This window comes from Spirosoma agri (assembly GCF_010747415.1).
Classification (GTDB): domain Bacteria; phylum Bacteroidota; class Bacteroidia; order Cytophagales; family Spirosomataceae; genus Spirosoma; species Spirosoma agri.
The window spans coordinates 3786930-3810325 of record NZ_JAAGNZ010000001.1; the positions used below are offsets into that span (position 1 = coordinate 3786930).

Sequence of the window (23396 nt, forward strand, 5' to 3'; positions counted from 1 at the left end):
AGCTTTTCCCAACTCCCAGCTTCCTATCAGCTTTTTCCCCGTAATCAGAATTCACTAGCAACCGTACCTATATCAGGACAGGTACGGTCTCTTGGCTACAGTCGGGTAAGCATGCAGGTAACGCGTAACCAGTCACCGTATCGTTACGTAAGTCAGCTTTTGACGTACACAGCGGATACGGCTCCCTTTTCGTTGTCAGCCACAATTTCAGCCGAACGGGCCGAATATGGGGTGAAGGTATTTCTCTACCGATCTGGCGCGTCGGACTCCGTGCTGGTTGCTGACCGGCAGAATATTGTCGCTGGGGATGTGTATCTACTTAGTGGCCAGTCGAATGCCGCTTCTTATCAGCCCACGTACACCTATCAGAACGAGTACATTCGAACCGTCGGCATATATACAAATAATACGAACTACGACGATTATAATCCTGCCGATACGCTCTGGGGCCCTTGTGGACAAACTGGCTACACCTCCGCGGGCGTGTGGGGCACAGAACTGGCCCGTCAGCTTATCGAGACCTACGGTATTCCAATATGCGTCATCAACGGATCGGCGGGGGGTGCTTCGGTCGAACACCTCAACATACGGAATGCGGCCAATCCAATGGACCTGACTACCAACCACGGGAAGATGTTGTATCGGGTGACCAAAGGGGGATTGAAGGGCGCCGTAAAGGCTTATTTCTTTCGGCAGGGCGAAAACGAAACCAGCGGCAATGCGCCGGCCTGGCCCACAAATTTCGAGAAACTCTATCAGAATGTTCAGCTCGACTATCCTGAGATCAGCCGGTTCTACTTGTTTCAGATTAATCTGCTGAGCGGCCACCTGGAAGCCTCCGCATCCATGCGCGATTACCAGCGCCGGGCATCCAGTATCCATCCGCTGATTGTGTCGCATGCAACCGTTGGCACAATCGGATACGATGGCATTCACTACAATGTTGCGGGTTATGCGCAAACCGGGGCGCAAATTTTTAAGATCGTAGCCCGAGACCTGTACGGTTCTACCGATACGGCTCAGATAACGTCGCCCAACGTGCAGAAGGTGTATTACCGAACAGCGGCCCGGCAGGAGATTGTCGTGCAGTTTGACGAAGGACAAAAAATCATCTGGCCAAACGACACGACCGTCGCTGACACGTACGGGAACCCTACTACCCACAAGTTGACCCAATGGCTTCTGCTCGATAAGCAACCGGGAAGCGTGCTAGCCGGTCAGGCAGACGGCTATCGGGTTACCCTTTCACTGAGTGGCTCCCGAACGGAACAGAAACTAGCCTACCTCCCGCCCAATTACCCGTTGCTCGATGGGATGGGAAACCCGTTACCGGGTTACGCCACGATCTTCCCCGGTCCATTGCTTAAAAATCAGCGCGGCTTAGGCGCTTTTAGCTTCTGGGATGTCCCGATCAATGCGCCAATGGCTCCGCTGAATGATTTTATCGCCCAGATACTATCGACACGATCCGTTCGACTTACCTGGACAGATCATGATTCCGAGCAGTCTTACATTCTCGAACGCAAACGCCCGCAGGATGCTTCCTACACCCGATTGGTGCAGCTCCCGGCCGGCTCGACAACGTTTGTCGATACCAATGCTGCCAGTGCGGGCGTCTACACGTATCGGCTTAGAGCGATCACAGCCCTTGCCGAGTCAACGGCTGATGCATCAGTAACCATCGATTGTGCAACAGGCAGCGAGCTTATCAGCGTTCAAAGCGGTAATTTTTCGGATATAACCACCTGGCAATGTGGACGCGTACCCACGGTAAGCGACCGTATCCGTATTGCCGTGGGAAAAACCGTAACCCTCACTCAGGAAGCTTCCGTTCAGTCGTTGACATTGGATGGTACCCTGCGGTTTGGCCCGGGAGGCAATTTGAAAGTAGTGCCCCAATGAGGTGGTAATCAGTTGACGTTTATCGACTCAGCTGACAACTGTCGCGTTAACGAATCGAAAGGGTTTTGACAGCAGTACGGTGAGTGGAGCCCAAATGAATAATGAGCGGCTATCCTGCTTTCGCAATCATCCGGTCGAACACGGCCCGCTGCTCTTTCATGGACTTTAGTTTATCCGCCGGATTGGTGTGGCATTCCAGTAATACCCACCCTTTGTAATTCATCCTGACAAGGTTGGCCAGGAGCGCCTGGTAGGGATAATCGGTTCGATCCAGCTCACGGACGTGGCAGGTAGCGCCGAACCGATCGCGGATCAGCGTAAAGTTGGCTTCAAACCCGCTCCCGTTCAGATCCTGCGGGTTGCAATTCCAGCAGATGGTGGCGTTTGGGTGGTTAGCCACATCCATAATCTGTTTGGTGACAGGCAGTTCCTGCGTTTCTTCCCCGTGTACTTCCAGCCTGATCTGTTGACCCAGTTCAGCCCCGTAGCGCGCCAGCTCGTTCAGGGATTCTCCGATCTGGGTTATTGTTTTATCGACAGGCACCTCTTTGTGAAGGGCATTGGGCTTCACTTTTACGCCCGATCCGCCCACGTCGGCACTCAACCGGATGAATTCTTTTGCCCGCTGAATAGAAGCTTTAAGTTGGCGTTGATCTACGTAATCGAACTGCTGATTCGTACCGAGGCCAACGAGTTTAACCGGGCTGTCGGCAAATTTTCTGTTGACCTCCAGCCGTTGTGCGGCATTCAGTTCGGGCATGACGTTATGGGCGTGCTCAACACGTAACTCCACGCCGAACAGACGGGCATCGGCACAGTTTTTTAGCAGCGTTGCTAAATCCCAGTCCTTTCCCCACAAATACGTGACAAAACCCAGCTTGACCAACGATTTCTCGCGCACTGGTTCAGCGGCCCAGATCGGTCCCGGAACAAGGGTGGCACCAGCCAGCAGGGAAGCTTCTTTCAGGAACGTTTTTCGGTCGATATCAGACATAGCCGTTGGGATGTATGCCTGACTAGTCCGGAAAATGGATCCGGCTTGCTGGCTAGTTACTTAATCAGCTAAAGCATACAATGCCAGTCAGATACTTACACAACGTTTATTTGTCAAGCGAGATCGCTAGAGCAACCTCAGCCCAACGCTACGGCTCTCGGGTAAAATTCAGACCGTATACGATATTCAGCCGAAAGCCTTGATTGAGTTCAACGACCGATCGGTTTGCCATGGGATCCGGTTCCGCGTGTTGCCGGATCTGATAAAGATAATTCAATTCCAGCTTGGCCTTATCCGTAATTTGATAGCCAAGGCCACCTGACAATCGGTTCTGGTTAAATACGTTGTCGTCTACATTACGGCCAAAGCCAATAAACAATTCGTCAAACGCATTCAGGTACCACTCGCCATCGTCGATCGTCGGCCCTTGCAGCGGAAACTCCACCGATAGCTGATACCGAATCCGGTTTTGGTACTCCCACTGCTGCACGGGCCCTTGTCCGGTCTGGTCGCGCGAACCCAGCCAGCGTTGTTCCAGTCGGACACGGTGTTCCAGTCCCAAACGACCAAGCTTGTCAGTCAGCGTAATGTCTTCGTAGATTCGACTCTCGGGTTCGGGACGACCTAGTACCTCGGGGTAAGCGCCGTACCGATAGCTTTGAAAATACGTGTAGCCACCCGACACCTTTACCCGATCGGTAAGTTTGTGGACAAGCCCCAGCCGGGCCAGTTGTTGCTGAGCGCTACCCAGCCCCCCCACCCGACGCCATTGGTATTCGGTATGTACGGCCCACTTCTGGCTAATCTGGTGATCGCCTGTGTAGACGAACCAGGCCAGCGCATTGGTATCCCGTAAGCGGGGCGATTGTCCGTTCGCGGTGAATACGATTAAAAAAAACAGAACAGTCAGTATTGTATAGTGCCGTATACTCATCAAAGTTGCGATAAACTGCACCAAATCATCGGTGAAGTACAAAATGGGGCGTTTCGATCAACTTGCCCCCGGCACCTAACTAACAATTGGCGACTGATGTTCCGGTAATCAACCCAGTGACCCGATTATAGATACGGTCGATACTCAAGACAACGCCTTGATCCACCGCTCACCAGTAGCGACGAAATCCGGCATGTACGCCTAGATTGTTTTCCAGCAATGCCCCCTGATCAAAGGCTAAATCGATGAGTAATTGCGACTTTCTCGATGTAGATACGGGCGTGTTTAGCTGTAGACAGGCCGAAAATTGATTTTCAACAGTCCGAAAAGGCGTCGAGTAACTACCAAAATTACGGCTGTAGGAGAAACGGCCAGTTACAGCCATCCTGCTTTTGACAAGGGCTTCAAAAGCGGCATAATAGGCGACAACCCGATTGCTGGGAACATAAAATTCGCCCGGCTCCGACGTTGCGGCCAGGTCAGGGCGGGGTATCAGAAAAGGGGTGCCAAGGGTCTGCCCCCGGTAAGACCAGCCTTCCACGTACTGAGAATGATTGTAGTAATTATCAGCACCTTTGTAACTCTGGCCCGGTCGCGAGAAATACGGACCCGACTGATCGGTCGTCACCAGCAATTCGCCCACAATGCGACGCCAGTGCCAGAATGGATGGCGTCTGTCAGCACTCGCCCCCCGGTTGAGCCATCGCAAACCATACAATCCGTCGGGCACATTGCGTCCGCTTAACCCACTGGCATCTTCGTACGGATGTTGATGATAAATCAACCAGGACGATGCCGGACGATCCAGACTGATACCAATATCGATGCTACCCAAGTGATTACCAATGCGATTGGCTGCATCAAAGCTGCCATAGCGAACATTTCCCAGATCTTTGGGAATCTGGCCCAGTACGACACTCTTCAGGTAGTCACCAAAATCGGTCGTCAGTTGTCCGTCATTAGCAACCGGCGAATTGATCAGGTATTTGGCGTGTCCACCCCATTGTACCTGATGGTTGATACCTGCCAACACATGGAGATTCGACGCAGGTCGCCCAAACCGAGCGTAGATGAATTTCTCGTGTATCATCGCTCCCTGAATGTAGGGCACGTTGAACCACCCGTGCGAAAATCCGGCTTTAAGGGCAATGACATCGTTGAGAAAATGAAGCGGCACAAAGTCAGGCAACAGCAGCTGAATCTGAGGGATCGGCAAGGCATTTGACGAAACGGCGTAGGAGCCCGATGACAGCAACGTGTCGATCAGGCCAACGACCTGCGGACGCCGTCCACCCCATAATTCCAGTTTACCCAGCCGCATTTTCAGGTAAGCGGCCGGAAGAAAAACCGGATAATGATTGGGCTGCGTACCGTTGTGAGCAAGCGTACCCACAGCCAGTATACCAAATCCCCAGTCAAACTTCCGTGTCAGACTCGAATCAGCGGGTCTGTACTCGCGGCAAAGGCTAAGCCGGAGACTGGCCGCCGGAGCGTTTAGAGGTACCACGCCCCACTGATTCGTCCGCAGCCAGAACGGCATCCGCTGACCCGTAGCCGCATACGTGTGCAGGTCCACATAACCCGTCATTCGGGCGACTGGCTGAGCCCAAACCAGTTGGGATGCCAGCATAAACAGGATCAATCCCCGGAAACAAAATTGGTACATCGAGCCGAAAACTACGCGACTTTCCGACCCACTGCAACAACCACCGGCTCCACTGTCGATAATTTCACAATACCATAATCTGGCCGCGACTTTCCTCACATTCTAGTAATACAAGGCCCTTAGTTTTGCGGAATAATTCCTTGTTCTCACGCACTATGATCACAAAATTACGCTCAGTACATACATTTGTCTACGCAGCAATCGCTGGTGGGCTCCTACTCGCCGGTTGCCAGGAAGAACTCGATCAGATCGACAACTTTACGTATCCATCGTTTGCCGAAGCGTCAAATCCTAAAATTCTGTCTACCGCCCCCAACGGTACCGTTCTCTACAACGGTGGTTTCGGTTCGTCCATCGCCCCCGATTTGACTGATCCATCGGTGTTCTATTTACTGACCGACCGGGGACCGAATGCGGCTGGTGTACAGGCTAATTCCATCATTTTCGGGAAGGCCGACTTTACACCCCAGATCGGCAAATTCCGGCTTGTTGGCAATCGCCTGGTGCTGGAACAGACCATTCTCTTGAAAAATGCAGCGGGCCAGTTACTAACGGGACTGCCCAATCCGGTAGGACAAGGAAGTACGGGTGAACTTGCACTCGATTTAAACGGGCAGCCCATCACACCCAGCGCCGATGGACTTGACTCCGAGGGGTTGGTACTGATGCCCGATGGTTCGTTCTGGATCAGTGACGAATATGGTCCGCACATCGTGCATGTCGACGCGACGGGCAAAACGATCGAGCGCATCAATCCATTCGGTAGCGGCACGGGTGGACGGACAATACCGAAAGTATTTGCCAAACGTCGCCCGAATCGCGGCATGGAAGGGCTGACGATTACCCCTGATGGGAAAACGCTGGTCGGTTTGATGCAGTCTCCCATGTACAACCCTTCTTCGTCGGCGGTATCTGGCTCAACGGTTATCCGGATTTTGACGTTCGACATTGCTACTGGTGCCACGAAGCAGTACGTCTATCTGATGGAAAACGCCAGCCTGACCGGGTGTAGCGAAATTGCCGCCATAACCAACACAACCTTCCTGGCACTGGAGCGCGATGGCGATTACGGCGGCAGTCCCACAAAACCGTCCGCGTTCAAGCGAGTGTACAAATTCGATCTGGCAGGAGCAACGGACATATCGGACCCGGCCAACGCGGAAACGGGTAAGCTCTTCAACGGGCTAACCGTCGAGCAATTGAAGGATAAGGCCGGTTTGCAAACAGCCGGTGTTGTTCCCGTCACCAAAACACTAGTGCTCGATCTGTTGACCGACATTTCGCCGGTGTATCCGCACGACAAAGCCGAAGGTGTTGCCCTGATCGGTCGCAACCGCCTGGCTATTTCCAATGATGATGACTTCGGTGTGGTCGACAATGGGCAAAACGGTTTTGCTTCAAAAATTCTACCGGCTACGGGCAAGGTCGATCTGAACCGCATCTATTTCGTACCGCTGAAATCACCACTGCGGTAATCTGCTCGCCGAACCCAGTCGCCGGCTTACCAGACTCTCGTCCACACGGACAAAAATTGATTGGTACATTGACAGATAGGCCACGGCAATTGTGGCCTATTTTTGTTGACATATCAGGTATATTTATTGCCGCGAAAACAGGGCTGTACGACCCAAATCGTTCAGACGACCTACTATCGTTATCCATCTGAAATCAAATGATAAACCAGTTTTTCTTCACCAGTCTCCTCTGGCTAAGTAGCTGCTATGTGGCCCGTGCGCAGTCACCGATTACCTACTCACCCGAACAGGCTCACTCCCACAACGACTACGAGCAAACCATCCCGTTCTGGCAGGCCTACGATCAGCAGTTTGGCTCCATAGAAGCGGACATTTATGCCCGCGATGGCCGGCTCTACGTCGCCCATGACTCTGCCAATATTCTCCCCAACCGCAGTCTGGAGGCTTTGTATATCAATCCAATCGTCGAAAAAGTACGGGCCAACAAGGGCAAAATCTATGCTAAATCCGGCTACGGTCTGCAATGGCTGATCGACCTGAAAACACCCGCCCGGTTGTCGTTGCCCTTGCTCGTGCAGGCGTTGAGTACGTATCCAGACGTTTTTGGCAAAGGAGGACCGGTGAAGGTGGTCGTCAGTGGTAACGTGCCCCCACCCAATCAGTTCAGTCAGTATCCGGACTGGATTCAGTTCGATGGTCGGCCCGATGTTTCCTACACGCCCGACCAGCTGGCGCACGTGGGTCTGATCAGTCAGGATTTTACGCGCTATACCCGCTGGAATGGCAAAGGATTGATCGTCAAAAAGGAGCGATCCGCTATTCAGGACGTTGTTCAGCGCGTGCATCAGCTAGGTAAAAAAATCCGGTTCTGGGCAACACCCGATAACGTCAACACCTGGAAATCGCTGATGAACCTGGGTGTCGATTACATCAATACCGATCAGATCGCTCCGCTTGGGCACTTCCTGAGTCTACGAAAAACGGCTGAATACCAGAACCCTACGCCACACACTCTTTACCAGCCCACCTACCGTAACAACGACAGCCGGAGTCGTGTCAGAAACGTAATTCTGCTCATTGGCGACGGGATGGGGCTGGCTCAGATTTATGCGGGTCTGACCGCCAACCGGGGAGACCTGAACCTGGCCAAACTACTGAACGTTGGCTTCTCCAAGACCAGTGCCGCCGATACCTACATCACCGATTCAGCCGCCGGAGGAACGGCCATGGCGACCGGACAGAAAACGAACAACCGCGCGATTGGGGTTGATTCGACCGGAAAGGCGCTACCGGCTATTCCAACGCTCATTAAAAAGTGGAACATGGTCAGTGGCCTTATTTCGGCGGGGGCCATTACCGATGCGACCCCAGCTGCTTTTTATGCCCACCAGCCTGACCGGATGTTCGAACGGGAAATTGCGGCTGACTTTCTGCGTAATCCCGTGCAGATTCTGATTGGTGGCGGCTCCCGCTATTTTCGGGAGGAGAAGGTGCTGGATACGCTCCAGCGCAACGGCTATCAGGTGGGCACCCAGTTTAGCCAGCTGGAAAGCCTGAAACCACCTTTTGTGCTGCTCGATGATCAGTCTGTGGTAGCGATCAGCAAAGGACGACCGGATTTCCTGACAAAGAGCCTGCAAAAAACGATGCACGATCTTCAGAAAACGAAGGCAGGCTTTTTCGTCATGGCCGAAGGGGCGCAGATTGATTACGGTGGACACGCGAATGATGTCCGGTATGTCGTGCAGGAAATGCTCGACTTTGACCGGGCGATCGGCGAGGCTATTCGGTTTGCCGATTCAAATGGTGAAACGCTGGTTGTCATCACAGCTGACCATGAAACAGGTGGCCTGAGTCTGCTGGATGGCAACCTGTCCCGCGGCTACGTCGACGGTAATTTCAGCACCAATGATCATTCGGGCGTTATGGTCCCCGTTTTCGCTTACGGACCTCATTCGCTGGATTTTCGAGGTGTCTACGAAAACACCGAAATTCAGCGAAAAATCATGACCATTCTGCGGACCTACCACGCCACTAAAAACTAGCAAACAGTGGGGATGTCATTCCAACGACAGTCAGGGTAGCGCGCTACGTTTTGCGGGTATCTGCCTGCGGAAGCAACGGGTCTTTGGGGGCGACAAAAGCCAGCAACACTTCGGCCAGTCGTTTGGGGGACAGAACCTCGTCAGGGTGATCCTTGATGATCGCGGATTGCGGCATACTGGCGAAAAGCGCGGTCTTCGGGTCCTGTACCATCATCATACCCTGATGATCATGAATCTGAATCGCGCCCAATGTACCATCGGAACCTGCCCCGGACAACAGGATTCCGATTGCCTGTTCCTTTTTTTCGTTCGCCAACGAGCGAAAGAAGCCATCGATTGGCCACTGGTTTTGATGTTGGTCTTCTACCCCCTGTATATGAAGATGGCCTTTACTGATGGTCATGTGCTTGTGTTGCGGCAGCAAGTAAACGTGATTAGGCTTAACTCGCTGCTGTTCGGTCGCCCAATGAATGGGCATAGCCGTATGTCTGGCCAGTAGTGTATCCGCAATGCTGTTGTAGTCCTGATTTGAGTGGTGAATAATAACAAAGGCGATTCCGGAGTCGGGCGGAATCTGCTCAAAAAACTCCCAGAGCGGAAAATAGCCGCCAGCTGCGACACCAATTGCTACAACAAAAAAAGGACGGGGGGGTGTCATGGGCGGCTACGTCAAAAGGATAGAACTGAAACGAACGTTACGTACATCGATATTTCTGATCACCGATCCACAGCTTACCGTATGACTGGCCTTTACCTCGACACAGCACCATAGAACGCATGATGAGCTATTCGTTCGTGTAGTGGCGTCTGTAATCAGCATTGTCTATTCGATAGCGAACCAGCGACTCAAAACGAACCACTCGGCGTGAGACCAGCCAGTAAAGTTGCTCTAAAATCCGTTGTGTAGCTAGAAATGCGATTTAATTGAAGCGAAAGAAAAACAAAGAAGCCAGCCCCTAAATAGAGTCTGGCTTAAAGAACTATCTCGTTATATTATACTAAATTAATTGTCGCCACCTGGTTTACTCATCAATGGTAAGTTAATTACTTCTCAATGTATGTATTGGTGTATGTGCGATTATGGTAACTGTCAGTAATATCAGCTTTCGACGTCTAATTCAGGCACATCAGAAAATGCTTGGTGTATTGCGGGCCACTTCGCTCGTAGATTGAAACAACACGAAACGGTTGCTGATGATTGGGTATATACGATGGCAGCTGTTCGTGAAACGTCCATTGCGTGAAGTGGGTAATCGACTGATCTATTCGTTGCTTGTTCATCGTGGTGTCGTTGAATTGGTGTAACAACGCGGCTTGTCACTATTAGATGCGTTATTTGTTACTTTGTCACATTAAATTTTACCATAACTCATTTTTTTGTGCCATCAGCCTTTACTTAATTACCCCATAGTTAAAAAACGACTGGCATCCGGCGGAGTACTTCGTCGGATTTGGGTAGCTACCGAATCGGCTCAGGCGGACAGGCTCAATTATGATTCCTATCAACATCATGCGCTATAAATTGATCATTTTCGATTTTGACGGTACACTAGCCGACACATTTCCTTATTTTCTGCGTACGATCAATACCTTGGCGACTACCTACAATTTTCCAGCAATCGAGCCCGAAGAGGTGGAGCAACTGCGTGGACTCGACGCCCGGCAGCTGATGAAGCGCGCCAACTTACCAGCCTGGAAAATTCCTGTCATTGCCAGTTCATTTATGCAACGGATGGCGCAGGATATCGATCAGATTCGTCTATTCGATGGTATACCTGAACTGTTGACAACGATAGCTAGCCAGGGCGTCCAGCTGGCCATCGTCAGTTCGAACAGCGAAGAGAATATACGCCGGGTGCTTGGTCCCGACTGTGCCTCGTTGATTACCTACTATGGGTGCGGCTCTTCGCTGTTTGGTAAACACCATAAATTTAAACGAGCGATGGCGAAGAGTGGCGTTACACCCAATGAAACGCTCTGCATAGGCGATGAAGTTCGGGATATCGAAGCGGCTCAGGAAGCGGCAATCGCTATTGGCGCGGTAACCTGGGGCTATACAAGACCTGATGTGCTGGCAACTTACACAGGTGTTGCCTTGTTCCATACAACGAATGATATTATACGAATGGCACTTGGGCACCACGTGAGAAACTAACCACCAGCCGTTTTCAGGCTATTGTCAACAGACACTCTAGCATCTTTTGGACGAAAGCTGAGCTTTTCTCCCCATCAGACCCGACGATACTAAGTAAAGAATAGCTGATTTAGCTGGGCCCAGCCGGAGTTTGGCCCAGCTAAAATGCCGATCAATTTTTGGCTACGAATTAACCATTAACTTGTAAAGCGCTGTTGTGGATAAAAGCGAAAAGTTCAGTTATACTTGGTTCAATTCACGCTGATCAGTTGAGCACGACCGGGAGTCTTATTCAGTAACTCTCGCACCAGTTCTACGTTTCGTCGGGATACGCTCAGCTTCAGATCATTCTCCATAACGACATACCCGTGTGGACTTCTTCCCCGGCTTAACGAATAGTGTGTCACGTGATTCAGATTGATCAAATAGCTCTTGTGAATGCGCAGGAGCGAGGGATATCTATCCTGAAGCCATTTCAGTGTCCGACTGTGAAATTGACACTGCCCATTGGCTAGATATACATAGCTATAATTAACGTCGCCTGTAATCGCAATTATACTGCTAATTTCAACCTTTTGACGAACGCCAGCGGCAAAAGAAGGTTTCATGTGGACAAATAGTTGTATGTGTAACGGTACAAAAAGGCTCTACATTCGACCTAAAGCATGGGTGACGAACCGGACAAAAAGGCAATCCGGAAACGCGATCAACACAGGTAAGCATACGACAAAAGTACCCCTGATCCTGACCGATATTCAGAGTCAGAAAATGGGCAACTCATCTACTATGATCAGCCGTTCGATACTAGCAAATCTCGGTTTCTGTGGCCAGAATGGCTCTACTGAATCAGACAAAAACTCTACCCGATTGACACATATGCCCCTTTTCAGCCTAAAAATACGTATAAAACAATCTAATTAGTATAAATATAACGACAAAATGTATATAAATTTAAAAATCTGTACCAGGCAACATAACCGTTTTCACGAGCGTTGTCTGGCCGAAGGAGCATGACCATATTGCTCTTTGTAGGCTCTCCCAAAAGCTGATAAGCTTCCAAAACCCACCGCATAAGCCACCTGAGTCGGTGATACACCCTGCTCCAGCATGTCGCTACCTCGTTGGAGTCGGTACGACCGAATCGTTTCCCTGGTGTTCAGGCCCAGTACTACTTTGAGCTTACGATTGAGCGTACGGCTACCGAGGGATAATGCATCGGCCAGATAGTCCACATCTAAGTCGGACTGGTCGAGATGTTGCTCCAGAATCGCATAGACCTGCTTCAAAAAGTTGGGTAACTCATCGGGGAGCGGGTCAGGCGTTCGCTGATTATCCGGTGAACGGATCGCTGAACTGAGCGACAGACCAGCGACTGTTTGTTGCCAGCGCGTTTGCAGGGCCGCCTGTCTACGGCGTATATTTTGCAACCGCAGTATCAACTCGGCTGGTATGAACGGCTTGGTCAGATATTCATCGGCACCCGTTTCTAAACCTGCCAGCCGATTCTCGATGGTCACCTTGGCGGTAAGCATGATCAGCGGAATGTGATCGGTACGACAATCGGCGCGCAACGCACGGCATAAGTCCAGTCCATCAAGCCGGGGCATCATCAGGTCGGTGATGATCAAATCGGGTTGGGCATCGAGGGCCATCTCCAGCCCCTGCTGGCCATCGACGGCTTCAAGGACAGCATAGTATGGCGTTAAGGTCATACGTATGTAGGTACGCAAGTCATAATCATCTTCGACCACTAACAACAACGGCTTCTCAGGCTCACGTTCGTTACTGAACTCTTCGCTCGAGAAAGCAGCCTCAGCTGGTAGTGTTCCCACGCTCTCGATCAACTCACGCTCAAGGGATTTATTGATTGTCGGCTGGTGGATAGATGGCCCGAACTCATTACCTAGTGGATAACCCGTGCTTTTTTCAACGGGGAGCGACACGCAGAATAATGACCCTTTACCCAGTTGGCTGTTCACCGTAATAGTCCCTCCGAGCAATTGGACCAGTTCGTAGGTTAGTGACAATCCTACGCCCGTACCGGCCTCCAATCGATTGGTCTTTGCCCCCTGATAAAACCGATCGAACAGATGAGCCAGCACTTCGGCGTCCATCCCTGCGCCTGTATCTTCCACCTCCAGCGTCAGCCCTGTTGTGCTGTACAGAGCCTTTACCGTAATGACTCCGCCGTCTGGCGTGTGTTTGAGAGCATTGCTAAGCAGGTTCGTCACAATCTTTTCAACCTTATCAGCGTCATACAAAGCAAGCCAATTGGCTTGGTTTTGCCGTACGGTTAGGGTTATTGATCGCTTTTGCGCCAGGGCGTCGAACTGGGTAATCCAGCTGTGCATGTGATCGGCCAGGTCACCCGCGGTGGGCAGGTTGCGCATCTGATTGGCATCCAGCTTTGCCAGATCGAGCAACTGATTGATGAGTGTCTGGAGCCGGGTTGCATTACGATACATGAGCGCATATAACTCGTTGTCCGGGAAGCGGGTATGCAAGGTTTGTACAGGCCCTAGCAGTAAGGTAACCGGCGTGCGAAGTTCGTGGGAGACATTAGTAAAAAAGTCCGTTCTGAGCCGGTCGAGCGCCTGGATAGTTTCGCGGTGTGCCTGTTCGATGGTTAGCCGGTTGGCCGCCTGAACGCGTTCGCGGGTAGCCTGCCAAAGCATGATCACCACGAAAACCGGTTCTAGGGCAAAACAGAGCATCAACAGAAATTTAAGCGTTTCCTCGTGCATCGAGCCAGGAAAAAACCCGGCATTTCTTCCGTAAAAATAGGTGTAGATCGGCAACGTCAGCACCAGCGCCAGTACATTCCAGATAGCCGGTCGAATGCCACTGAAGAACAGAACGAGCAGCAGCAGCAGCGTAAATCCCATCATGATCGCCAGCGCAGCTATTATTACCCAGGTGATGTAGGGATGGCGCACAAACAGACTAAGCACCGCATAGAGAATCCCTAAACTACCAAACCCCACGTAGACCCAGACCAGCCGGGGCCTGTGCTGGGGTAGCTGATAGGCTTGTACCACATAGTAGGACAGGGAGGGCAACAGAAGCCCAACGGTAATAAAGTGGCTCGTGTGAGCCCAGTAAGGCGAGTGAGGAAACAAAACATTCGAATTCCCCGACGCAAAAAAAACACTCAGGCAAACGACCAGCGCAAACTGAGCGTAGGAACGAAGTACGACATAGTGACGCATGAATACCAGCAACGCCAGCTGGAATAATGACAGCATGATCGCCAGCGAAAACATGATATAGCGGTCTATATCAGGTAATCGATTCGTGATGAACGTAGCCCGATCCCAGATCCGCCACTGATAGCCGTGGTGCTGTGTCGATAGAACACGGGCGTAAAAGGTTACAGGCGTCGTTCCAGAGAGTGACACGTATACCGTGGGAAAGCGCGAGGAAGGAGTCCTCAACGCAAACGGAATCAGATCGCCGGAGTACTGAACCTGCCATGTCGCGAGGGAATCGGACTGATAGAGCGTTAAACTATCGACGTAAAAGTTGGTCAGTTCCAGGGCATAGGGATAGGCAGCCGGTCTGGCCTGCTGTACGGTAAAGCGGCACCAGACGGGATGCGTTGTAAAGCCCAGAATCAGGGTGCCGTCGCCAACGGATTTCCAGTGGTTCGATTGATTCGTGAGTTGCCCGATGGTAAGCTGATTGGTCGAGTCGACCAAGTATTGAAACTGTAAATCAATCGGCGTTGGTAATGGTGGAACCGGCACTTGGGTCACAGGAATCTGAGCCACAGCCTTTAGTGCGAATAAAAGCCATAAGCAGCCATATAGCCCTGCTACTAGTATCCGGCGATTCCTGAACATTCTCTCGACTCTATTGGTAAGTTATTGACTCAAGGCCGTCCATTCAGAATTCTGTTCTGTTACTATGCCCTGAAAACGAAACTGATGCACTGAGCCTATCAACTCATTAGTATATGAACAAGTATAGACAAATATCCGAATAATTTCATCTACCCAGTGCTACCGGCCTCAAGAACTGGCTGCTACCGATAGCGTTTTTAACCAATTATTTTAGCGTCGCATTCACAGGCCCCAAGTCGTCAGAAAGGCTCAATTAGTCGCAAGTCTCAGAAATTGACTCTCAACGTAGTACCATACGTTCGTGGATTGCCCAAGTGAGCCGCTCCAAAGTTGTAGGCATAGTCGATGAACGTTTCGTTGCTTAGATTACGTCCCCAGAAAAACAGGTCAGCGTGTCGGGATGAAATACCCAGGCGAGTATTGAATAAGCCGTATCCCTGTTGGGAAATTTGATTCGCCAGATCGAAATACTGTTTCCCCAGGTAGCTCCACTCGCCACGGGCAATCAGTCTGAATTGCTGAGCGCCACCCAGCGCGTAACTGTATTGTACCGCCAGCATAGACGTCACATCGGGCGTAAACAGTTGGCGGTTGCCCTTTAAATTGACGGTTTCTCCGTTCGAGGCCAGATTGAGCGATCCGTATGTAGCCTTCGTATAACCCAGTTGATACGTTAGTTCCAGTCCTTTGGCGGGGGTTGCCTGCACCTCCAGTTCAACCCCTCGACTAGTCAACTGGCCCGCATTCCGGGTAATCGTTATGGCATCCGGCAAAACCAATGTGGGCACCTGAGCGTCCTGCACCTGCGTATAGAAAGCCGCCACATTTACCCGCAACTGGTTATTCCAGAACGTGTTCTTCACCCCGATTTCAACGTTATTGCTGTATTCGGGCTTGTAAGCATATAACGGCGGCTGCGAGGGGTCGGACGATAGCTGGGTAATACCGCCCGCCCGGTATCCCCGGCTATAGGTTCCGTAGACCTGGTGATTTTCGGTCCATTGGTAGGCCAGACTAGCTTTTGGTGAGATAGCGGTAAATGTGGCCGTCGCCGACGTATCGGGCTGGGTAACCATAGCTACGTCGCCATCCTGCTGAAACTCGCCCAGTACGGATTGCTTTTTGTGCTCGTAATCGTACCGCAGCCCCAGGGTCAGTTTCAGTCTCGGATTGATCGCGTACGTTCCCTGTCCGTAACCCGCGACGCCGAAACTCGTACCTTTATTGGTATTGATACTGGTGAAATTAGGAAAGGGTGCCCCCACCAAATCGGCATCATTGCCAAAATGAGTACCTTGCTTCACCGGGTTATCCTGGTAAAATCCGTACGTACCCGCAATCCAGTTGAAGCGGGACGTTGAACTGGCCGGGGACGTAAACCGGAACTCCTGCGTACCGACCCGCATATTGTTCCACTTCCTGCCATAGTCAACGACAATCGTAACCCCGTCGATAGGCGAAAAATCACCGTCGAGCGGCTGTGTGTAGTACCGATAGTTGGACTGATAGGCGGTTTGCGAAGTAAACGTAAATCCTTTCCCCGCATAGTTTGCCGACAACGACGTATTGATCACCTGATCGATCAGTCGGCCAACGGCATTCTGATTCACCGTAAATGGTTCACTCAATGCATCCTGTGGACTGGACGCCAACGGAAATGTACCATCATTCCGGTTCGTGTTGTGCTTTACGTTGAGTGTCAACGACCAGCGCGGACTGGCCAGAAATTTCAGGTAGTAATTTCCCATGACGTAATTCGCCCGGTCGAATGACGATTGTGTAAAGGCATTCCGGTAAAAGCCAGCTTGCTGCCCGTACAAAGCCGAAACACCCAGGAACAGACGGTCCTTCACCAGCGGGGTTCGCAACCCGGCACTGTACCGTTGCTGGCCATAATTACCATAATTGAGTTCGACAAACCCGCGCGTTTTGTTATCGGGTTGTTTCGTAATAATATTGATCACGCCACCCATCGCATTACGGCCATAGAGTGTTCCCTGTGGGCCACGCAACACTTCAATTCGCTCAATATCAAGCAGCTGCGTTACATACGTATCCAAACTAAACTGGTTTACCCCATCAATGTAGGTGGCTATGGTAGGGTCGTAGGACGTCGTGGCAATGCCCCGGACAGATGTTACGTTGCGACCGTCGCCGGGATTGGCCGAATACAAATTCGGGATCAGCGCAGTCAGGTCTTTACTGGTCCACAACCGGTATTCCTGCACTTGCTTCGATGACAGGGTCGATACACTGAATGGCAGTTTTTGCGGGTCTTCTTCTACTTTCTGGGCCGATACCGTTACTTCGTCCAGACGTCGGGCCGCTTCTACGAGCGTGATCGTCAGGGCAGGATTCTCAACAGTGAGCGTAACGGATTTGACAGTTGTAGCAAATCCCAGCGCACTGATCGCCAGCGTGTATTGACCGGATGGCACATTCGGAATACTGAACTTGCCCTGATTATCGGTCGGAGCGCCCAGGTTGGTGTTTAACAGATGGACATAAGCGCCACTGATGCCAAGCGATTGCTGATCGGTAACTGACCCGGAGAGGCTGCCCGGCGTCTGGCTCTTTACGATTGGAATTGAACTAATAAAGACGATACACAAAGACCATAAAAAGTTCTTCATAGACGGGTAGAGGCAATGGACGTGGTTTGCTTACTGAGTTACCAGCGGTGTAAAATTAACCGTTGGTTGGCGAGATGAGCCGTTTTTTTCGAAATAAAGCGTCCGAATGATTCGTTCGTCTCGATCGGCTGTATCGACCGTACCTACTATTGATGCGGGCCGCTTTAGAGAAAGCCGCTGTTGCATTAACCACGTTCCGAACACGTCGTACCCGTTCCCCGCGTCTTTGTTGAACGGACGACGAATGATGACTGGTTACGAATCCAGATTCTTCGACGGAATCATAAAGGCCATAAAACCAGCAACTACCAGAGGGGCTGAGAATAGCGTAAATAAGGTAGCTTTACTCAGTTCAGCGTCCGACAATATACCGAACAAGGTTGGGCCGAGAATAGCGCCAAACCGGCCAATACCCATAGCCAGACCAACGCCCGTTGTCCGCATCAGGGCCGGATAGACACGGGCCGTAGTTGGGTAAAAACCGTTGAATCCCCCTTGTACGAAAAAACCGATAAAGAAGGTCATTGCGAACATCAGCCAGTAACTCATCGACAGGTTTCCATACAGCACCATGATACTAAAGGCCACCAGCATAAACACGGGGATCAATCTGCGAAGACCGAAACGACCCGCCAGCAGGCCAAACGAAACGCTACCCACAAAGGCTCCCAGGTTCAGGGCGGTACCGATGTAGGTAGCCAGTTCAAACGGCATACCAACGTCTTTGGCCAGCGTAGGAACCCAGCTCATAACCGTATACAGTGTCATCATACCGAAGAAAATACCAATCCACAACCGTATCGTCGACGCTCGGTAGTCAGCGGTAAACAGATCGGTGAACGGTATGGTCTGACGCTGGGTCAGCATGGGTGGCAGACCATCAATCGTCGCCTGATTCATGCGGGTCAGCAGGCGGTTGACTTGACGAAGCGCCTGCTTCGGCTGTTTCCCCAGTAAAAACGCCAGCGATTCGGGCATGAACAGCGTAATGCTCACCAGCATCAGGGCAGAAACCAGTCCGGCAGCCAGATACGCTGATCGCCAGCCAAACTGGGGGACAGCCCAGGCCGTAAAGAACCCCGCCAGAATAGCGCCGATGGGCCAGCCCGCCTGCACAAACCCGACACTGAAATCACGTCGTTTATCGTTAGAAAATTCGGCCGCCACCGCAGCCAGCGAAGGTAGTATCCCCCCGATCCCCAGCCCGGTGACCAATCGACAGAGCAACAGTTGGTAATAAGCCGTTACCAATGATGACAGCAGCATGCCGCAGGTGATCAGGCTCAGCGCAATGATAAACATCTTCCGACGCCCAATTTTATCGCCGAAGGGAGCCAGCAGAAAACAGCCTATCGTCATACCAACCAGCCCGGCGCTGAACACGTACCCTAGCTCGCTTTTCGATAACGACCACTCCCGGACAAGCTCAGAGCCGGTAAATGACACGACCAGTACGTCGATGCCATCATTCATGTTCAGGATGAAACAGATCACAACCATCAGCACCTGAAAAGAGCTCATTGGCTGGTTATCAAGCAGGTTTTTCAAATCGGGCGGGCTGGCGACCTGATCGTCTAGTTGGGGTAACATGATTTTCTGGTTAGGACTGTGCGCGCAACTACAGCTACACGCCATACGTCAAAGTGACAAGCTGACCTGGTTTACTGAGTTTTTGTGAAGGAAGCGGTCGGGAAATTCGTCGATCTACACCGTAATCAAGATTTTGCTATCCTCTCCTTGGGCTGCGGTTTCCAGAGCCAGCTGCAATTCATCGAGAGGCATTCTCTTTGAAATGATGAATCCCGGCTTGATCACGCGGGCGGACATAAGCTGGAGCGTTCGTTTGAAGTCGAACGGATGGTCGTAAACGATCGAGGGAATGATCTGAATGCCTTCCCGGGCAATTTTGAGCGGGGTGAACGTAGCCGCCTGCGCTGACAAGCCAACCAGTACAATCTCCGAGCCACGGGGGGCTGCCGATGTCGCCAGCGAAGCCGTGGCCGCACTACCTGCGCATTCGAATACGGCGCAAACGTCGTTTTCCAGCCAGGTTTGGGCAATGAGCGTGCGCTGCTCCTCCGGTGTACCAGATGGACAGAGTGCAACAGCACCCAGCGACTGGGCCAATCGACTCTTCGCAACGTTCACCTCCGTCGCATACACCCGAAAACCAAGCGATAACGCCAGATGAGTCAGTAACAGTCCGATGGCCCCCAACCCGATAACTGCGATGGTATCGCCAGGCTTGGCGCTCGATGCCAGCAACGCATGCAGCGCCACCGCCATTGGCTCGACCGTCACCGCATCATCGTCGGAAATAGCGTCAGGAACATTCCAGCAAAAACCAGCAGGCAACACTATGTACTCGGCAAAACAACCGACTTCATTGACACCCACGACTCGCTTGTTAATGCAGATATTTCCCTTTCCCGCATAACAGAAGCGACAGCGTCCACAGGGAATATTCGGCTCAATGACAACCCGCTCCCCTACTTCCCGACCCACTACGCCCGGTCCAATTTGATCGATATACCCTAACCCTTCGTGGCCAATCACGGTTGGTTTTTCCAACAGGCGATGACCCAGAAACAGGTGCACGTCGGAGCCACAGATACCAATCTGTTTCAATTTGATGCGCAGTTCACCAAAACCCGGCTCCGGAAGGGATATATCCTGAACCCGAATCTGTTTCGGTGACTGTAGAAAAGCCGCTTTCATGGGTGTACTTGGTTAAAGTCAGGTGGGTACTTGACTGGGGTACTAGTTCGTTTTACATTCCACAATGCCAGCAGGACTTACCCAACTACTGGGCTCTCGGGTTAAGTCAGAATGGCAGTCTATACACAGCTACAAACAAGAAACGCCTAACAAACTGACGGGCAGCGTATTAGGCGTTTTTGTGGTACCGGGAGCCGGACTCGAACCGGCATGTCCTTGCAGACAATGGTGTTTGAGACCATCGCGTCTACCGATTCCGCCATCCCGGCGACAGAATCGTCTCTGTTTCCAGAGATGCGTTTGTCAAACGTGGGTGCAAAAGTAAGGAGAAAGGTGAAACGGCCAAAGAGACCCCGCAAAAAAAATCATTTATTCTTGCTTATTCGTAACGGAGCGCTTCGATGGGGTCCAGTTTTGAGGCCCGGACAGCCGGATAGATACCCGCGAATAGTCCAACCGTCACGCAAACCAGAATACCAAGACCCATCCAGGCCCAGGGAACAACGAAACCGCCCTGGCCTCCGCTGATCAGCAGCGAAATCATGTTACCGATGCCCAGTCCGAGAACGATGCCACCCACGCCCCCCAAAATACAGATAACGACGGCTTCGATCAGAAACTGCTCACGGATCCGCTTCGGTGTGGCACCCAGTGATTTCCGGATGCCGATCTCTCGCGTCCGCTCCGTAACCGACACCAGCATGATGTTCAGCAAAGCAATCGATGCACCCAGTAGTGTAATAAAGCCGATGCCGAATCCACCGATGCGCAGGTAGCCGGTAATATTTTCGGTTTCTTTCGCCAGATCATCGGCGCGTTCAATATCGAACGAGTCCTGCTGGCCCAGTGGATCACGGCGAATCTGACGCATAACACCCCGCGCTTCCCCAACGGCTTCATCCTGATCAGACACGGTAGGTACGGAAGCGGTAATGTTGAATGTTTGCTGTTGGGTCCCGGCCAACGCACGGGCATTATCCAGCGGAATTAATACCATCCGATCTTCGTCTCCACCGGTGAGTCCGCCTTTTTTGTCCAGTACGCCAACAATTTTGTATTGCTTACCGGCCACCCGTATGACCTGATTGAGAGGGTTCAGTTTTCGCTCGAACAGCGCACTCGCTACCTCGCTCCCCAGAACGGCCACGTTGAGTGCAAAATCAAGGTCATTCTCGGTAAAATTCCGACCGCTCTGCAAGGTGAACCCCTTCACCGGAACGTATGACGCATCGCCCCCAATAACCTGAACGTTCGGATTTGTCTTCTTCGATCCAAACTTAACCTGGGCCGCCCCGACTGCTACGGTCGAAACGGTAATCGTTGCGCCATAGGGGAACCGCTTTTTAAACTGAACGGCATCGTGATAATCGATCGGTTCATCCTTCTTCTGAATCTTGCCACCCTGCCGGAATGCGTCCTGACGGGCAACGATACTAAACGTGTTTGCTCCCAGCCCCGCAAAGCTGCTAGCCACCGAGTTCTGTATCCCATCGATCGCGGTCAGGATGCCAACCAGTGACGTAATACCGATCGCGATGATGAGCGATGTTAGGATCGTGCGCAGTCGGTTGCCGGCAATGGAGCGCAGGCCTTCGCGAATATTCTCAATAAAATTCATTTGTCAACGAGTGATCAGGAAAACAGGAAATGAGCAAAATTCAGACGCATTAACGACACTATTACGGCACACATTCATTCACTGGCTCCGTCACGCTACACATTTATTGCACAAAATTTGCTTATCTTTCGTTATCACAAAACTACCATTAGCATTCTTAACGGGGAAACCAATGAAACGGCTGCTGTTACCGCTTATCCTAATTCTGATCCTGACGGGCCACGCGTGGGCCTCTAAGATCCTGATTCCGATGGATGACTCCCAGAAGAATCACCTTAAAGCGTACGGCATTGCCTATTGGGTACTGAAAACGCATGATACTGAAATTGACTGGCTGCTCAACTACCGGGGTGGCTCGTTCATGATGCCTCAAACGCAGGCGTTCGTCAACGAGATGGTGATCCGGGGGGTTAGCTACGAAGTTATCTCCGATGCGCAGTCGGCACAGATTTTGTCAGAGGTCGGAGCCGCCGATGCGAACATGGACGCGGTGAAACTGCAAAAGCCACCCAAAGTAGCGGTTTATTCGCCGAAAACGAAACAGCCCTGGGATGATGCCGTCACCATGGTGATGACCTACGCCGAAATTCCGTACGATGTCGTTTTCGACGAAGAGGTAATGAACGGCAAGCTCCCCGAATACGACTGGCTGCACCTGCATCATGAAGACTTTACGGGCCAGTATGGCAAGTTCTTTCATTTTAAAGATCAGCCTTGGTACATCGCCCAAAAGCAGGAAGCGGAGAGCATAACCCGTAAATTTGGCTTTACGAAAGTTCCTCAGTTGAAGCGGGCCGTCGCCCAGAAAATCCGGGATTTTGTGCTGGGTGGCGGTTATCTGTTCGCGATGTGTAATGCAACCGATACGTACGATATTGCACTGGCGGCTCAGAACACGGATATTGTCGACTCATTCTACGACGGCGACCCTGCCGATCCGAACGCGAATAACAAACTCGATTACAGCCAGACGTTCGCGTTCCGAAATTTTCAGGTCTACACCAATCCTTATCTGATCGAATTCTCAAACATCGACAATCAGCCCGAAGAGCGGGGTCTGAGCGAGCACAACGATTACTTCACCCTGTTCCAGTTCTCGGCTAAATACGATCCCATCCCGACGATGTTGACGCAGAACCACCTGAACGTTATCAAGGGATTTATGGGGCAGACAACGGCGTTCAAGAAAAATCTGATCAAACCCGAAGTGGTCATCTTGGCGGAGAATCGTTCGGCGGGTGAGGCCCGCTACGTTCATAGCCCCTACGGTCGTGGCTTCTTCACGTTCTACGGTGGCCATGACCCCGAAGATTACCGGCACGAAATCGGCGAGGAGCCTACGGACCTCAACCTGCACCCTAACTCAGCCGGTTATCGACTGATCCTGAATAACATCCTGTTTCCAGCGGCCAAGAAAAAGAAACAGAAAACCTAG

Annotated in this window: 16 protein-coding genes and 1 tRNA gene; 5 read left to right on the plus strand and 12 right to left on the minus strand. The window is 51.7% G+C overall.

What is annotated here, in order from left to right; genetic code table 11:
* Positions 1–111 precede the first annotated feature (111 nt).
* On the plus strand, positions 112–1902 hold the full coding sequence (locus GK091_RS15865; RefSeq protein WP_246202239.1) for a fibronectin type III domain-containing protein: 1791 nt from the start codon (positions 112–114) through the stop codon (positions 1900–1902).
* Positions 1903–2011: 109 nt separating this feature from the next.
* Here the strand turns inward: GK091_RS15865 and GK091_RS15870 are convergent, their stop codons facing one another.
* The 3 genes from GK091_RS15870 to GK091_RS15880 form a co-directional block, all read right to left on the minus strand.
* Complete coding sequence (locus tag GK091_RS15870; RefSeq protein ID WP_164040146.1) at positions 2012–2896, minus strand: sugar phosphate isomerase/epimerase family protein; 885 nt, start codon at positions 2894–2896, stop codon at positions 2012–2014.
* A 148-nt stretch (positions 2897–3044) separates the two neighbouring features.
* Positions 3045–3830 carry a DUF2490 domain-containing protein gene (locus GK091_RS15875; RefSeq protein WP_164040148.1) on the minus strand — a complete coding sequence of 262 codons (786 nt, stop codon included), beginning with the start codon at positions 3828–3830 and terminating at the stop codon, positions 3045–3047.
* A gap of 169 nt (positions 3831–3999) precedes the next feature.
* Positions 4000–5496 (minus strand): capsule assembly Wzi family protein, encoded by a 1497-nt coding sequence (locus GK091_RS15880; protein WP_164040151.1) that lies wholly within the window; start codon positions 5494–5496, stop codon positions 4000–4002.
* Between the two features lie 155 nt (positions 5497–5651).
* Here GK091_RS15880 and GK091_RS15885 point away from each other — a divergent pair, with 155 nt between their 5' ends.
* Together GK091_RS15885 and GK091_RS15890 are read left to right on the plus strand one after the other, a co-directional pair.
* Positions 5652–6971, plus strand: a complete 1320-nt coding sequence (locus GK091_RS15885) for an esterase-like activity of phytase family protein (RefSeq protein WP_164040154.1) — start codon at positions 5652–5654, stop codon at positions 6969–6971.
* 197 nt (positions 6972–7168) lie between these two features.
* On the plus strand, positions 7169–9016 hold the full coding sequence (locus tag GK091_RS15890; RefSeq protein WP_164040156.1) for an alkaline phosphatase: 1848 nt from the start codon (positions 7169–7171) through the stop codon (positions 9014–9016).
* Between the two features lie 43 nt (positions 9017–9059).
* Here GK091_RS15890 and GK091_RS15895 read toward each other — a convergent pair whose 3' ends face one another.
* Positions 9060–9674, minus strand: a complete 615-nt coding sequence (locus GK091_RS15895; protein ID WP_164040158.1) for a chemotaxis protein CheB — start codon at positions 9672–9674, stop codon at positions 9060–9062.
* Positions 9675–10129: 455 nt separating this feature from the next.
* On the minus strand, positions 10130–10297 hold the full coding sequence (locus GK091_RS15900) for a hypothetical protein (RefSeq protein WP_164040161.1): 168 nt from the start codon (positions 10295–10297) through the stop codon (positions 10130–10132).
* 211 nt (positions 10298–10508) lie between these two features.
* Here GK091_RS15900 and GK091_RS15905 point away from each other — a divergent pair, with 211 nt between their 5' ends.
* Entirely contained in the window at positions 10509–11171 is a 663-nt protein-coding gene (locus tag GK091_RS15905) for an HAD-IA family hydrolase (RefSeq protein WP_246202240.1), read from the plus strand.
* 230 nt (positions 11172–11401) lie between these two features.
* Here the strand turns inward: GK091_RS15905 and GK091_RS15910 are convergent, their stop codons facing one another.
* From GK091_RS15910 to GK091_RS15940, 7 genes are all read right to left on the minus strand, one after another.
* On the minus strand, positions 11402–11758 hold the full coding sequence (locus tag GK091_RS15910) for a LytR/AlgR family response regulator transcription factor (protein ID WP_164040163.1): 357 nt from the start codon (positions 11756–11758) through the stop codon (positions 11402–11404).
* Between the two features lie 375 nt (positions 11759–12133).
* A complete protein-coding gene (locus GK091_RS15915) occupies positions 12134–14920 on the minus strand; it encodes an ATP-binding protein (RefSeq protein WP_164040165.1) in 2787 nt (928 codons plus the stop codon).
* A 338-nt stretch (positions 14921–15258) separates the two neighbouring features.
* A complete protein-coding gene (locus GK091_RS15920) occupies positions 15259–17625 on the minus strand; it encodes a TonB-dependent receptor (protein WP_164040168.1) in 2367 nt (788 codons plus the stop codon).
* A 255-nt stretch (positions 17626–17880) separates the two neighbouring features.
* Positions 17881–19215: an MFS transporter gene (locus GK091_RS15925; protein ID WP_164040169.1), complete on the minus strand. Its 1335-nt coding sequence runs from the start codon at positions 19213–19215 to the stop codon at positions 17881–17883.
* 114 nt (positions 19216–19329) lie between these two features.
* Complete coding sequence (locus GK091_RS15930) at positions 19330–20343, minus strand: zinc-dependent alcohol dehydrogenase (protein WP_164040173.1); 1014 nt, start codon at positions 20341–20343, stop codon at positions 19330–19332.
* A gap of 182 nt (positions 20344–20525) precedes the next feature.
* Positions 20526–20612: transfer RNA gene (locus tag GK091_RS15935), tRNA-Leu, on the minus strand.
* A 110-nt stretch (positions 20613–20722) separates the two neighbouring features.
* Positions 20723–21961 (minus strand): ABC transporter permease, encoded by a 1239-nt coding sequence (locus tag GK091_RS15940; RefSeq protein WP_164040177.1) that lies wholly within the window; start codon positions 21959–21961, stop codon positions 20723–20725.
* Positions 21962–22133: 172 nt separating this feature from the next.
* Between GK091_RS15940 and GK091_RS15945 the strand changes: the two genes are divergently transcribed.
* Positions 22134–23396 carry an asparagine synthetase B gene (locus GK091_RS15945; RefSeq protein WP_164040179.1) on the plus strand — a complete coding sequence of 421 codons (1263 nt, stop codon included), beginning with the start codon at positions 22134–22136 and terminating at the stop codon, positions 23394–23396.